A 14,280-nucleotide genomic window follows, 5' to 3' on the forward strand; every position below is an offset into this window, starting at 1 on the left:
ACAGCGATGATTGCCGCTATCAATATTGATGAACGGCATGATAATCAAACGTCCCCTTCATGTTCATAGCAGATTGTGTCGCACATCGTTTCATTCCAAATAAAAAAAATCCCCTACTTTTTAGCAAAAGTAGGGGATTCAATTTAGACTCAAACTAGACTAACAATTACTCAGCAGGAGCATCTGTTGCCGTCGTGTCATCTTGCTTCTCAACAACCAACTCCGCAAACACTTGTGTTGGCTTCGCAACGATGTTGCGGTTTTCTTGACTCACGTCTGTCAATACCACTTCAAGTGTGTCGCCAAGACGGAACTCAAGTTGCTTATCGATTGAAATCGTACCTTGTTCGCCGTTGCACTCGATACGTTCTTTATTAGACATAATCAATGAACTTGGAATAAAGGCAGCGGCGCCATTTTCAAGTAAACGAATACGCATACCCGCACGATTAATATCAAAGATTTCACCAACGAATTTGGTCTCTTTGCTTGGCTCTTCAGCCAACGTGCGTGCATACAGCCAATCACCTACTTTACGTTCAGCCATATTGTGATGCTTACGATGTAGAGCAAGCTCTTCGCCCACGGTTTCATCTGCGGTTTGCACTGGTTCTTTGCCTAGTACATGCGCTTTTAGCATACGATGGTTAATCATATCGCCGTATTTACGAATTGGAGACGTCCACGTCGCGTAGATATCTAAACCCATCGCATAGTGCGGTAGTGGCTGATTACCCATCTCACTGTATGCTTGCGCTTTGCGGATGCGGTTATCGAGATAACTCGTATCTTGCTGACCTAGCCAACGACGTAGCGCGGCAAAGCCTTCTAGAGTTGCAATGGATTCAGCAGTAAACGGTAATTCACCTTCAGGGTTCACTAGCGCAACCACATCGGCAATTTTTTCAGGCTTGAAGCCAGCATGTGTATTGAAAACACCGCATTCAAAGTTAGCACGCAATGTTTTACCCGCACAGATGTTGGCGGTGATCATTGACTCTTCAACTAAGCGGTTTGCTGTACGACGCATATCCGCATGAATCGCGACGACATCATTATCTTCACTCAATTCAAAACGGTAATCAGGACGGTCAGGGAAAACCACTGCATTATTTTGACGCCAGTTAGCGCGCGCTTGAGAGAATTCATACAAATCACGTACGATTTGTGCAATCTCATCATTTGGTTGCCATTCTGACGACTCGCCGTTTTCCAACCAATCTGAAACATGATCGTAAACTAAACGTGCGTGCGATTTAATGTGTGCAGCAAAGAAGTGGATATCATCACCAATCACACCATCCTTATCGACCGTCACAGTACAGCAAAGTGCTGGACGAACTTCTCCCTCAATCAGAGAGCAAAGATCATCGGCAAGATCGCGAGGTAACATTGGGATGTTACGGCCTGGCAAATAGATAGTGAAACCACGTTCACGAGCCACCTTGTCCATATCACTATCCGGCGTGATGTAGGCAGTAGGATCGGCAATCGCAATCGTTAATTCAAAATCACCATTCGCATTTTTCTTCGCGTATAACGCATCGTCCATATCTTTGGTTGATTGACCATCGATAGTCACGAATGGAACATGGGTCATATCGACGCGCTCTAAATCTGCATCGTCTTTCAATTCCCAATGATCAATACCCGCGGGCTCGCTGTTAGGCAGATCGTTTTCCGCCAGCGTTACCCACCAAGGCGCAATCTTATCGTCAGCATCAGTGATTTTTTTCGAAATCTCAACCAAGAAACCAGCATCGCCTTTAAGCGGGTGTTGTACGAGATGAGCAACGACCCAATCACCTTCAGCAAAATCATTCGGGTTTAAACCCTTCTTCACTTTTGCTTTTAGTGACTGTTTTTTCAGTTGAGGATGATCCGGTGTTACGTTCAATTTGCCCTTGAACATCTTAACGCGACCAATAAAGCGAGCGAGGTTGTGTTCCAACAGCTCTTCTGGCTCTGCCGATTCGCGATCGTTATCGGTACGAATGATCGCTTTCACTCGATCGCCATGCAGACACTTCTTCATATATGGAGGCGGGATAAAGAAGCTGGTTTTGCTATCTACTTCTAAGAAGCCAAAGCCTTTTTCAGTTGCTTTAATAGTGCCTTCTTTTTTCGGTAGCTTTTCTTGGATTTGCTGTTTAAGCTGAGCCAGTAGCGGATTATCTTGGAACATTTTTACTCTTAATCACTTGTAAAATTGCGCACACTATAACATTGCGGTTTTACCCAAGCTACTTAAAGCGAGACTTTGTTCACGCCCTCTCCTTGCCAAACTGAGCAAAATAACAGCAAAATAGCCTGCGCGTGGCGACAAATTCTGCAAAATTGTCTTTTTGAAGAAATTTTTGTGATGAATTTCAATTTTTTCTGGCTTTTTTTGTGCTTTTAGGGAATAATCCGCCTCCCTTATGTCCCTAGCGGCTTGATGCGATTTACAACTTATCCGCATCTGAACGGAACTCAGCTCTTTATCTGGATTGGTAATTGAAATTGGTAGAGCTCGTGGGACCTTTTGTTTTTATTTGTTATATGGGATCCCAATGACAGACTCAGTAATTCAATTTAGTGAATTAGCACTAAACGACGCCATCCTTTCAGCTCTTGACAGCATGGGTTTCGTTTCTCCAACACCTATCCAAGCAGAAGCGATTCCTCACCTTCTTGCTGGCAAAGACGCACTAGGTAAAGCTCAAACTGGTACTGGTAAGACAGCGGCATTCTCGCTACCACTACTAAACAAAATCGATCTTGCTCAACGTAAACCACAAGCAGTTGTTCTAGCTCCTACTCGCGAACTAGCGATCCAAGTAGCGGCTGAAATGAAGAACCTTGGTCGTAACATCTCTGGTCTTAAAGTTCTTGAGATCTACGGTGGTACTTCTATCGTTGACCAAATGCGTGCTCTTAAAAACGGCGCACACGTGATCGTTGGTACTCCTGGTCGTGTTCAAGACCTTATCAACCGTGACCGTCTACACCTTGACGAAGTAAACACTTTCATCCTTGATGAAGCTGATGAAATGTTGAACATGGGTTTTGTGGATGACGTAACTGCAATCATGGAGCACGCTCCTGAAACTGCACAACGCGTTCTTTTCTCTGCAACTATGCCTCCAATGCTGAAAAACATTGTTGAGCGCTTCCTACGTGAACCAGTAATGGTTGACGTTGCAGGCAAAAACCACACTGTAGACAAAGTAGAACAGCAGTTCTGGGTTGTTAAAGGCGTTGAAAAAGACGAAGCAATGTCTCGTCTTCTAGAAACAGAAGAAACTGACGCGTCAATCGTATTCGTACGTACTCGTCAAGATACCGAGCGTCTAGCTGATTGGCTATCTGCACGTGGCTTCAAAGCTGCTGCACTACACGGTGACATTCCTCAGTCTCTACGTGAGCGTACTGTTGATCACATCAAAACTGGCGTAATCGACATCCTAGTAGCAACTGACGTTGTTGCACGTGGTCTTGACGTTCCTCGTATTACTCACGTATTTAACTACGACATCCCGTTCGATGTTGAATCATACATCCACCGTATCGGTCGTACTGGCCGTGCTGGTCGTAAAGGTAAAGCGATCCTATTGGTTCGTGGCAACCAAATCCGTATGCTTCGCACTATCGAGCGCGTAACTCGCTCACAAATGGAAGAAATCCAACTTCCAATGCGTGATCAAGTAGCTGAAGCTCGCCTAATCAAACTAGGTGCTGAGCTAGAAGCAGAGAAAGAACACAAAGCACTAGACAAATTCGTTGAGCTTGTTGAAAAGCTACAAGAATCTCTAGAGATCGATGCGAATACTCTTGCTGCGATGCTACTTAAGCGTCAACAAGGTAAGCGTCCTCTATTCTACGTTGGCGAAGACCCAATGGTAGAAGCAATTGCTCGTGACAAGCAACGTCGCACTGAACGTCGTGAAGGTGACCGTGAAGGTGGTCGTCGTGAAGGTGGTCGTAGCTTCAACACTCAAGATTGGGATACTTACCAACTTCAAGTGGGCCGTGAGCAAGGCGTACAAGTTAAAGATATCGTTGGCGCTCTAGCAAACGAACTAGGTCTAGTTAAAGGCTCTATCGGTGCTATCAAACTAGATCAAGGCCAAACTTACGTTCAGCTTCCTAAAGCGATGGATTCTGAAACAGCTGGCAAACTAAACAAACTACGTATCCGTCAGAAAGAAGTTGGCGCAGTAGTTTGTGACTTCAACGATTTCCGTGAGCCTCGTGGTCGTCGTGACGGCAACCGTGATGGTGGCGGTCACCGTGGTAACCGTGAAGGCGGTTTCCGTGGCAACCGTGAAGGTGGTAACGGCGGCGGTCATCGTGGCAACCGTGATGGCGGCGGCTACCGTGGTAACCGTGAAGGCGGTAATCGCGAAGCTGGTAACCGTGAAGGCGGTAATGGCGGCGGCTACCGTGGCAACCGTGAAGGTGGCAACGGCGGCGGTTACCGTGGCAACCGTGAAGGTGGCAATGGTAATGGCGGTAATGGTGAGCGTCGTTTCGACCGTAACCGTGGCGGCGACAACCGTGGCAACTACCGTGGCGAACGTGGCCATGGTCGCCCAGCTCGCAACGAAGACTAATTAGTCATAAAAAAACCGGCGTTTATCGCCGGTTTTTTTATTTCTACTCTCCCCTTCAGTTCTATAGAGGGGAAGTCAAATCTCCGTTCCCATCAACGTAATTGTGATATGAACGGCAACAACGCTTCTAGCTCTTCATCATTAGAAAGTGAATGCTAAGTTCGCTGATGCACCAAACTGATTTTCGCCCGCGTAAGAACCTGCAATATCGAAGCTCACAGCATCGAATGGGCTAATACCAATACCAGCAGTAATCGAATCATCAAGCGTGTCTTCGAGATCCATTTCGTAACCTGCGCGAAGCTGTGCCCAACCCCATGCATTTCCCTCGACACCAAAGCGAAGGAATTGAGTGTCATCATTCAACTCTTTAAAACGCTTTTGTTTGGTGAGGTCAAAATCAACACTCGCTGCAAGGTATTCACCCGCGTAACCCAAACCAATTGTCGCTTGTGGATTTAACTCGTAGGTATAACCGCCTATTTCGGTATCAATCTCTTGTGAAAATAAGTTTTTCATCGCCAGACCAGCACGCAATGGACCAGAGTGCCAAGCCATACCAAGATCGATATTAAACGCTGTTTTGCTGCGCTCGCTTTTATCATAATCATCTAGATCAAAGTTATCGATAAAATCGACTTGTGAATAGGTCAGTAGATTTTGGTATTTTGGTGAAATACCAAACGCAATATTTTGACCGCCAAGCTCAAAGCTTTTCGCAAAAGATAGACCAACTTCGGCAACACCAAAAGCAACCATGGCAAATTTTGACTCATCATAACGTTGCTTCACTTCGTCAGCGCTATCACCTTTATCTGGTGTAATCATGGTTGCCGCAATCACTTCAGTGTAACCACCGCCAAATAAGTTCACCGATACCGCGCGAGTTGGGATAGCCACGGCGAAATTAAGACCAGCAGTCACAGCCACTGGCGCATTGCCTTCAAGCTCATCCATAAATTTATTTAGCTCAGCAGCGTCAGACGGTGTTGCACCAGTAAAATCGCCGTAACGGTCATACAAATCTTGCGCGTCATCGATGGTCTGAATCGTTTCATCTTGGTCGTGAGCGGTTAAGCCAAAAGCTGGGAACAGAATGCCGACATCGTCGTTATCACGATGCAGTGCTCCCAATGCAGGGTTATGGAAAGGGGCAAGCAAATAGTCGGCAGAGACCACACCGGTGTTACCCATACCGTTACTGCGCGCATCCGCCATTTGAGTTGCTGCGATTGAAGAAGTTGAGATGGTTCCCAACGCACATACCACTGCGAGAGTTGTCTTTTTCATAATCGATCCATGTTGATTCTGATTGTTATTCATACCTATACCGCCCAGTTATGACACAAGTAAGGCCGTGACCCGGTTCAGTTAGGTTTATTTCATTTTGACGGTAAACTTTTTAACTAGTAATAAATCACCCGTCCAGCATCAATAGTGATCGAGATTCCATAATGTGTGCTTGCTCAACTCTTTGCATGATAAGGCGAGAAAAAAAATCAACAAATCCACATAAGACAAATAAATCATCCGATTAGATAAAAAAAGAGCGAGAAGCGAGAAGCGAGAAGCGAGAAGCGAGAAGCGAGAAGCGAGAAGCGAGAAGCGAGAAGCGAGAAGCGAGAAGCGAGAAGCGAAAGAATATCTGACTGGTGATAGCGGTAAACCAATTGGGGGATATAAACGAGTTTTATTGTTCGCCAGCGAGATGAGCGCATGTAATCACAATATAACTCGTTATATTAGGGTGTTAAGAGTGTTCCATCATCGATTAAGACTGAATAGCAACGCTACTGCGCTCCACCAGCGTCGGTTCTAATTGGATCACTTGCGTTTCATCGCAACTGTTATCCAATTTACGTAATAAGGTTTCTACTGCAGCTTGGCCTAAACGATATTTAGGCTGGTGAATCGTGGTTAATGATGGTGACATGAATTTGGCAATTTGAATATCATCGTAACCAATGATCGAAAGCTCTTCAGGAATCGCGATACCTTTTTCATTGGCAGCATTGATCACCCCCATCGCCATCATGTCGTTACAAACAAAAATCGCGCTCGGCAGTGGCCCTTTTTGGTACATGCGATTAAAGGCCTCATACCCACCATCACACTCGAAGTTAGACTCGATAATCCAGCTCGGATGAAACTCCAAGCCTTCCTCATTTAACGCACGCTTATAGCCTTCATAACGCATTTGCGCTTGATAGCGGTTTAATGGCCCGGTAATACAGCCGATTTCATGATGACCGCATTCAATTAGATATTTGGCGGCGATGTAGCCACCTCGTAGAGAGTTGTCTTGAATTTTATCACTGGCAAACAGCATCGGGCCCCAATCCATTACCACCACTGGCACATCAGGATATTTGTCGAAAATCTCAATGTGCTCCCCTTCTAGAGACGAACACATGAGAATTAAGCCATCGACACGTTTTTGCAGCAAGGTGCTGATCGACGTCGTCATACGCTCTTGATCCCCTTCGGTATTACACAGGATCAAGTTGTAGCCTTTTTGGTAGCAGCTGCGTTCCACGCCTTTCACCACTTCACCAAAGAAGGGGTTACTTGAGGTGGTGACCAGCATGCCCAAGGTTTTAGTGCGATTAGTCTTTAAACTACGCGCCAGTACCGAAGGTGAATAATTAAGCTCTTGAGCGGCACGATTCACCCGCTCAGCAATTTCTTCGCTTACATAGCGCGATTGGTTGATAACATGACTTACTGTTGAGGTGGATACACAAGCCAATTTGGCAATGTCTTTCATGGTTGCCATGCTATCTTACTCCTAAATTACTGCTGGGCGAGGAACACCTCGACTTCTTCACGATGCGGAATAGACGTTTGCGCACCAAAACGAGTGACGCTGATTGCGGCTGCCGCATGAGCAAACTTAATTGCTGATTCTATAGACATTTCTTCAAGCAAACCAGTGACAAATGCACCATTAAATGTGTCCCCTGCAGCAGTTGTGTCCGTTGCTTGTACTTTAAAGCCCTCAATCAACTGACCAACGCCATGTTGACTCAACCAAACGCCTTTAGCACCTAAGGTAATCATCACCGTAGCGATGCCTTTTTGATGCAAAGCATCCGCCGCTTGTTGCGCTGAAGTATCGCATTGCACCGTAATGCCAGTTAACACTTCTGCTTCAGTTTCATTCGGAGTGATTAGGTCAACGTTCTGTAGCAACGCATCTGGCAGCTCACGCGCTGGAGCTGGGTTTAGGATCACTTGGGTATGGTTCTCTTTCGCAACCTGAGCCGCTCGCTCAATACCTGCTAGCGGTGTTTCCAACTGCATCAATAAATACTGTGCGTTTGCAATCGTCACCAAGTCATCCTCAATCGCGTCAGCCGTGAGATAATCATTGGCCTCAGCAGACAAACAAATACTGTTTTCACCGCTGTCAGACACTTGGATCATCGCAATACCCGTCGGGCAGTTTGGCTGCATCTTAATGCCTTTGATGTTAATCCCATCCAAACGGAAACTTTCACGAATATTGATACCAAACGAATCATCACCGACACAAGCAATAAAACCAATATCGGCATTTAAGCGCGCTGCGGCGACCGCTTGGTTCGCGCCCTTACCGCCGGGAATGACTTGATAGTTGCGACCATGCAACGTCTCGCCAGGGCGAGGAAAGGAAGGCACTTGAAGAACATGGTCTGCATTAACACTACCGAGCACAACTAACTTATTCATTGGGTAATCCTTGGTTCGTAACGAACGCTTTTTAAACATGATTTTTTAAACAAATGACTTTGGCTTTTCAGCGCTAGTGGGATGTCCACTCAATACGGATCACTAAAAAACCAAAGGCATCAGCCTTCACTCTCTTTCACATGAGTACCCCATACTGGTATGAAAGAGAGTAAAGAATTGTAGCGTTTACTCTAACGAATACCAGTGCGCACCGTGAAACAGCGCTCTTCATGCGGCTGAAGATAGATTAACGTGCCTTTTTCTTTAGCGGTTAAAAAACCTTCCGGACGACAGGTCGCTGGCAGAGCATAGGCTGCGACTTGCTGATCGCCGCTGCGCAAAATCCAACGCGTAGCACTGTTAAATTCATCAGTGCTAAATTCTGTCACCATCTGTTTATCACCAATCGTCATATTAAGCACAGCGCGCTTAGCGTATTGCGAGATGTTATCCATACAGTAAACGATCTCAGGATCGTACATCTCTGGGGTATTTAAGGTTTGGATCGGGGCGGAGGTTTTCAAGCTCTCATTGTACGCTAACCACTGTTCATTAGGCTGAACATGAGCAGGAATCGTTTCGCGCAGTTGTAATGCGTGATCCGGAATATTTTGCGTCATTACCGCATTATCAAAGTACGCAGCATTGATATGACACATGTATTGCAATGGCATCGGCACTGTGGCGAGGTTTTTCACGCTCATTTGAATATCAAACAAGCTGGCATCTTTAGCTAGGCTGACAGAAGGCTGCGCTAAATAGTGATCACCAAAACCCATCACATATTCATAGCTGCCTTTTATCGTTACAGCATTCTCGCTGATTTCTAACCAAGCGCTATCCATCGCAGCACATGGCATTTCACCATGTAATACATGATCATCTTGAGGCGTGGGACACCCCATACGGATCATGCCAGCATGGAAGGCAAAGCAACCGTACGTTTCCACAATTGATTTAGTGGGTTTGGGTTCCGAGAACATGTTCTTCATGCATAAATCGGTACCAAGAAACTCAGCGTCCCAAATCATCTGTCCCATAAACGGTAAGACAACCAAATGACCTTTTGAGTTTTTAATCTCAACCGCTTGAATACCTGAGTTGTAGGTAAAGGTATTGATCTCGAAAGATGCAGACTGCGCGATAAGCGTTTTTTCTTTACCAAACTGCTCTTTATATAACGGAATAGTAAACATAGTAACCTCTCAAAATGGTCACCCTTTGCAGAGTGACCTTTGTTATTCAATTATGCTTTCGCCGTTGTGTAAGTGAAAACTTGTTTGTACTTCTTCTCACTGAGGAAATAACAGAACACAACCGCAAAACACGCTGCATTGACAATGAATGAGGTTTGCATACCCATGTTATCAGCCAGCAGACCTTGCACCACAGGAATAGCCGCACCACCAATAATCGACATCACCACAAAACCACCCGCGGTTTCTGTGTAACGAGTATCAACCGATTGCAATGTTGAAGCGAAAATAGTGGCCCAACATGGTGCGAATAACGCCGAGGTGCCCACGGCAACCCATACCGCGCTAAAGTTTGGCACGAAGGTAACATACAGTAAGCACATAAAGCCCACCGCAGAGTAACCCATCAAAACATTTTCTTGTGATGTTTTAGTAAATAGGTAGTTCGCAAGTAGTTTACCTAAGAAGTACATGATAAAGGCGTACAGTAGGTAGTTTGCCGCATCGTGCTCGACCATGGTTGAGTCCATTTCAAGCGCAAGACGAATCGTGAATGACCATACCGCTACTTGCATACCAACATACGCAAACTGAGTCGCAATCCCTTTGAAGAAGCGAGAATTACCCGCAAGGTATTTCAAGGTTTCACCGAATGACGGTTGATCTTCTTTGTTATCCGCTACCGCTTTACAGTTCGGGTACTCCGTAATGGCAATGAGAATCGCAACCGTGGCAATCACACCCACTAACCATTTGTATGGTTCTAATGTTTGTTGCAAAACCTGCTCTTTAAACACTTCAAGCTCTGGGCCTGTTAGTGTGGCCATCATATGCCCCACATCTACACCTTCTTGGAAAATAAGGTGCTTACCAAGTAGTAGACCGACGATGTAACCCATCGCGTTGATGGTATGTGAAATGTTCAAGCGCAGTGTTGCGCGTTCAGGCTCACCAATCATTGCCGAATAGGTATTGCATGAGGTTTCAAGGAAAGATAAACCAATCGCAATACAGAAAATCGCCGCTAAGAACATGGTGTATGTCCCCGCATGAGACGCTGGGAAAAACATCATACAACCAAAGATATACAGAGCTAAACCAAGCAAAATCGCGAGTTTATAAGATGTCTTCTTCACCACCATCGATGCCGGAATCGCCACAAGGAAGTACGCACCGTAAAAAGCAGATTGCACCAGCGCCGAAGCAAAGTTAGATAAATGGAAAATCGATTTAAACTGAGTAATTAACACGTCGTTAAGTGCCGCAGCAGCAGACCACAGTGCAAACACGGACGAAAGCAGCAAAAACTGGAATATTGGAGTTTTGTTTAGGTAACCGTCAACATGCTGAACGGTATTATTTCTAATAAACATAATGTACCTTCCATTCTCCCCATCACCCAAGGGTAAACAATTACCCAGAGCGACAGGTTATTATTTAAATATTATTTTTTTGGAATTCGTTGAATGCTTCAACGGTAGGGTATGAAGACTGCGTGCCTTTACCGGTAACCGAAAGCGCAGCAAAAACTGAGGCTTTCTCAATCGCCAGTTGCACGTCACCCGTTTGGGTAAAGAAATGCGAGAAACAACCAATAAAGGCATCCCCCGCACCAGAGGTATCAATCGCATCCACTTTTACCGGTTCTGTTATCAGTTCACGCTGCTTTGAAATCCACAATGAACCTTGTGAGCCCATCGTCACGATCAGATTTTTTAAACCATGGTCAAACAGCACACTCGCTGCTTGTTTGATCTCTGCAATGGTCGACACCGGTTTACCGGTCAATATCTCCAACTCTGTCTCGTTCGGCACAAAGAAGTCACATTTACAGGCATATTCAAGAGACAACTCGGCAACCGCTGGGGCAGGATTTAATAGCACTTTGATGCCATGTTTCTGGCCAAAATCGATCGCGTGGTAAACCGTCTCAAGTGGTACTTCAAGTTGCAGCACAATCAGGTCTACGGTTTTCAATGTCTCTTGGGCATTATCAATATCGGCAGGAAGCAAGCTGTTGTTGGCGCCCTTTACGATCAGAATCGAATTCTGCGAGGTTTCCGTGTTAACAAAAATCGGCGCTACGCCAGTACTAACGCCAGCCACTTTACCTACGAATTGCGTATTCACGCCCTGCGCTTGATAGTTACTTAATGACATTTCACCAAACTGATCATCCCCCACTTTCGACAACATCAGAACGTGCGAGCCTAATCGAGCTGCCGCGACAGCTTGGTTTGCACCTTTACCGCCATTACCAATACAGAACGATTCCGCTTCTAATGTTTCACCACCTTTGGCAAAACGATTACCGTAAGTAATCAAATCAACATTGGTAGAACCAATCACCGCAATTTTCTTCATATTCATTTTCCTATTACGTTTTTGGTCGACGATTAAAAAACCACACCAGCTTGAAAGATAACGTTGGCATAAGGCGTGCACTCGCCAGTGCGAATCACCGCTTTGCTCTCATGAGTACGCAGCTTAAATTGCTCATGAGACACATATTGAATACGGAAAGTTTTATTGCATCTGGCTTGCTCTGCCTCAAGCTCAGCCATTAAGGCTTGATGAAGTTCAGGACTCACATCAGCGAACTCTTGTGCCATCACGACACCTTCAATTTGAGACTCGGTTAAGATGACACGCACGGTGTCAATAAAGCTTGGCACGCCTTGAGTAAGCGCTAGATCAATACGAGAAACAGCATCAGGGATAGGTAACCCCGCATCACAAATAGTGATTTCATCAGTGTGGCCTAGCGTCGCTAGTAGATAAGAAATGTCTGAATTTAGTAGGGTTGTTTTTTTCATTTCATCGACCTTTCGATTACACGTCTTGCAACATTACGTTCTTACAAAATTAGGTCACGATGAGGCTTAATATTTTCTCTTTTCTTGTTCATCAAACGCACATCGAAACGTTTCGATGAGATAATAATCAAGCGAGTTTACTTTGCATTAGGCTTGCAAGCGTTGTGTGATTTTGATCTTTTCATCGCCGAGTTAGACTTAAATAATAGTGAAGTTGTTCACAAAACGGTTCGTTCCGTTATTATTACTAGATGCAAGTAGCTGATCTATGTCGATTGAAAGAGAACGGTGAATAGCAGTGCGATCTGCGCTGTAACTTTACTAGAAACAAGATTCGCTTGAGCGACAACAGCGATTACACTGATATTTCAGCATAGCAATTGATGTTAACCACCTAAAATATCAAGAAAAATAGTATTAAACGATTAAGGGAAACCCATGAAAAAATTATTAACCATATTCGGCCTTGGCTTGTTTTTGATGGGTTGTACAGAAGTAGGAAGTGAAGCTTGGTGCAGTGATATGGAACAGAAAGCAAAAGGTGATTGGACTGCAAACGAAGCAAAAGACTACGCCAAACACTGTATTTTCTAGATTGAGTGTATTGGTTGTTTTATCGGCAAGCTTGTATTCACCATAGGCAAGGTTTATTCTACAGCAATCATGATTCAACGCCCTATTAAGCCGTCGAACAAATCCAGGCTGAGAACACGCCACATCGGTGTTTTGTCATATCTGAATACAACTTGATACTCGCAGGGCAGGATATTTTTCACTAAAATATTCTCCCCTAGTTACTAAAAGCTAATCAGCCACACACTCATACTGACACCGGCTGTTTTGAGTAGTATTTTGCTTATGGACCAAGATAAATTTACCAATATTTATCGCTTGCCAACCGCCTTGCAAATTCGTATTGGCCGCTGGCAGCAAACCTTTAATGGTACGTCAGACATTGTATTGCATGACGCGATTGAAGCGCGCAACAAGTACTTTAAACAAGCGGATTTTTTCCCTGCTGGCTGGCACATTAAGCCCTTTAAGTTAGACGACATATCCATCACTCAACACGGTAAGTACATCCAAACCGCGTTACGTACCATGTTGGATAGAAAAGTCTCATACAAACGTGTTTATCTATCACGCGTTCCGTTTGAGCAGGCAGAACCCGCGCTACATGATTACAAGTTAGAGTGGATCAAAAAGCACAATCGTGTGGCGAATAAATACAACCAAATTAAGAAAAAGCAGTTTATGCGCTTTGCGTATGAAGAGGTTGAAACGCTCTACCCTTCGATTCCAAAAAGCGAGTTTGATCGTCAGCTTTGGAACAAGTTGGTACGGTCTGAATTGGGCTCAGAGAAGAAATTTGATAACCCTTACTTTGTCAAAAAAGCCTGCTTCTAACTGGTGTTGTCCATGAGACAAACGAAGTCGGATTGCGATAAATCACCAAAAAACGCAAAGGGGAGCATGCCGCTCCCCTTTCTTATTTGATTGTCACGCGCCAAACTAGCGACTCGGTTTTAGTAGTAAGTTGTTACGTGCTAGCCCTTTACGCACACTACTGCACATCTTACCAAAACGTCGAATCTCATCAAATTGGGGGATGATGCCGCGTGACAAAGCACTCTGCCAATAGGTGAGTTCACCATCAACCATCTCCAGCAACTTTTTAGGACAGCCGACACAATTTCCTTTGCTACCACAAACATAGGTTTCAGGCTCATACAAAGGCAGCTCTTCCAACACTTGCGTGATGATGTCTTGCATCGCAGTGATGCGATCTGGCTTTTTCAATATCGACATAATTAATTCAGCACGTAGATTGCGGGCGACAAATTATATGCCTGACCAGACAAATATCAACTCCCTGCTGTTTATTTATTCCGCACCTCGTTGACGAGTAAGCTTGCCATTTTGTCAGTATTGAATCTGCGCTATATTGTTAAATCAATCGCT

12 protein-coding genes are annotated in these 14,280 nt (G+C 44.9%); 3 read left to right on the plus strand and 9 right to left on the minus strand.

Annotated elements, in window-relative coordinates; translation table 11 throughout:
- Positions 1-166: 166 nt before the first annotated feature.
- Positions 167-2,185, minus strand: a complete 2,019-nt coding sequence (gene rnb, locus RH86_RS04240; RefSeq protein ID WP_009385149.1) for an exoribonuclease II — start codon at positions 2,183-2,185, stop codon at positions 167-169.
- A gap of 367 nt (positions 2,186-2,552) precedes the next feature.
- Between rnb and RH86_RS04250 the strand changes: the two genes are divergently transcribed.
- A complete protein-coding gene (locus RH86_RS04250; RefSeq protein ID WP_009385151.1) occupies positions 2,553-4,595 on the plus strand; it encodes a DEAD/DEAH box helicase in 2,043 nt (680 codons plus the stop codon).
- A gap of 141 nt (positions 4,596-4,736) precedes the next feature.
- On the opposite strand, the gene RH86_RS04255 is transcribed toward RH86_RS04250, so the two are convergent.
- From RH86_RS04255 to rbsD, 7 genes are all read right to left on the minus strand, one after another.
- Positions 4,737-5,885 carry a conjugal transfer protein TraF gene (locus RH86_RS04255; protein WP_009385152.1) on the minus strand — a complete coding sequence of 383 codons (1,149 nt, stop codon included), beginning with the start codon at positions 5,883-5,885 and terminating at the stop codon, positions 4,737-4,739.
- A 481-nt stretch (positions 5,886-6,366) separates the two neighbouring features.
- Positions 6,367-7,371: a substrate-binding domain-containing protein gene (locus tag RH86_RS04260; RefSeq protein WP_009385153.1), complete on the minus strand. Its 1,005-nt coding sequence runs from the start codon at positions 7,369-7,371 to the stop codon at positions 6,367-6,369.
- Positions 7,372-7,388: 17 nt separating this feature from the next.
- On the minus strand, positions 7,389-8,306 hold the full coding sequence (gene rbsK / locus RH86_RS04265) for a ribokinase (protein ID WP_009385154.1): 918 nt from the start codon (positions 8,304-8,306) through the stop codon (positions 7,389-7,391).
- Between the two features lie 191 nt (positions 8,307-8,497).
- Positions 8,498-9,502 (minus strand): aldose 1-epimerase family protein, encoded by a 1,005-nt coding sequence (locus RH86_RS04270; protein WP_009385155.1) that lies wholly within the window; start codon positions 9,500-9,502, stop codon positions 8,498-8,500.
- Between the two features lie 50 nt (positions 9,503-9,552).
- Positions 9,553-10,875 carry an L-fucose:H+ symporter permease gene (gene fucP, locus RH86_RS04275; protein WP_009385156.1) on the minus strand — a complete coding sequence of 441 codons (1,323 nt, stop codon included), beginning with the start codon at positions 10,873-10,875 and terminating at the stop codon, positions 9,553-9,555.
- Between the two features lie 64 nt (positions 10,876-10,939).
- Complete coding sequence (rbsK, locus tag RH86_RS04280; protein ID WP_009385157.1) at positions 10,940-11,866, minus strand: ribokinase; 927 nt, start codon at positions 11,864-11,866, stop codon at positions 10,940-10,942.
- 32 nt (positions 11,867-11,898) lie between these two features.
- Positions 11,899-12,318, minus strand: a complete 420-nt coding sequence (gene rbsD, locus RH86_RS04285; RefSeq protein WP_009385158.1) for a D-ribose pyranase — start codon at positions 12,316-12,318, stop codon at positions 11,899-11,901.
- A gap of 438 nt (positions 12,319-12,756) precedes the next feature.
- Here rbsD and RH86_RS20080 point away from each other — a divergent pair, with 438 nt between their 5' ends.
- Together RH86_RS20080 and RH86_RS04290 are read left to right on the plus strand one after the other, a co-directional pair.
- The gene (locus RH86_RS20080) at positions 12,757-12,912 is read left to right on the plus strand and encodes a DUF3012 domain-containing protein (protein ID WP_009385159.1); all 156 of its coding nucleotides are present in this window, start codon (positions 12,757-12,759) and stop codon (positions 12,910-12,912) included.
- A gap of 264 nt (positions 12,913-13,176) precedes the next feature.
- Complete coding sequence (locus RH86_RS04290) at positions 13,177-13,725, plus strand: hypothetical protein (RefSeq protein ID WP_005595335.1); 549 nt, start codon at positions 13,177-13,179, stop codon at positions 13,723-13,725.
- A 105-nt stretch (positions 13,726-13,830) separates the two neighbouring features.
- Here RH86_RS04290 and RH86_RS04295 read toward each other — a convergent pair whose 3' ends face one another.
- Positions 13,831-14,127, minus strand: a complete 297-nt coding sequence (locus tag RH86_RS04295; RefSeq protein ID WP_009385160.1) for a hypothetical protein — start codon at positions 14,125-14,127, stop codon at positions 13,831-13,833.
- Between the last annotated feature and the right edge of the window lie 153 nt (positions 14,128-14,280).

It is taken from the genome of Vibrio sp. N418 (genome assembly GCF_000222565.1).
Classification (GTDB): domain Bacteria; phylum Pseudomonadota; class Gammaproteobacteria; order Enterobacterales; family Vibrionaceae; genus Vibrio; species Vibrio scophthalmi.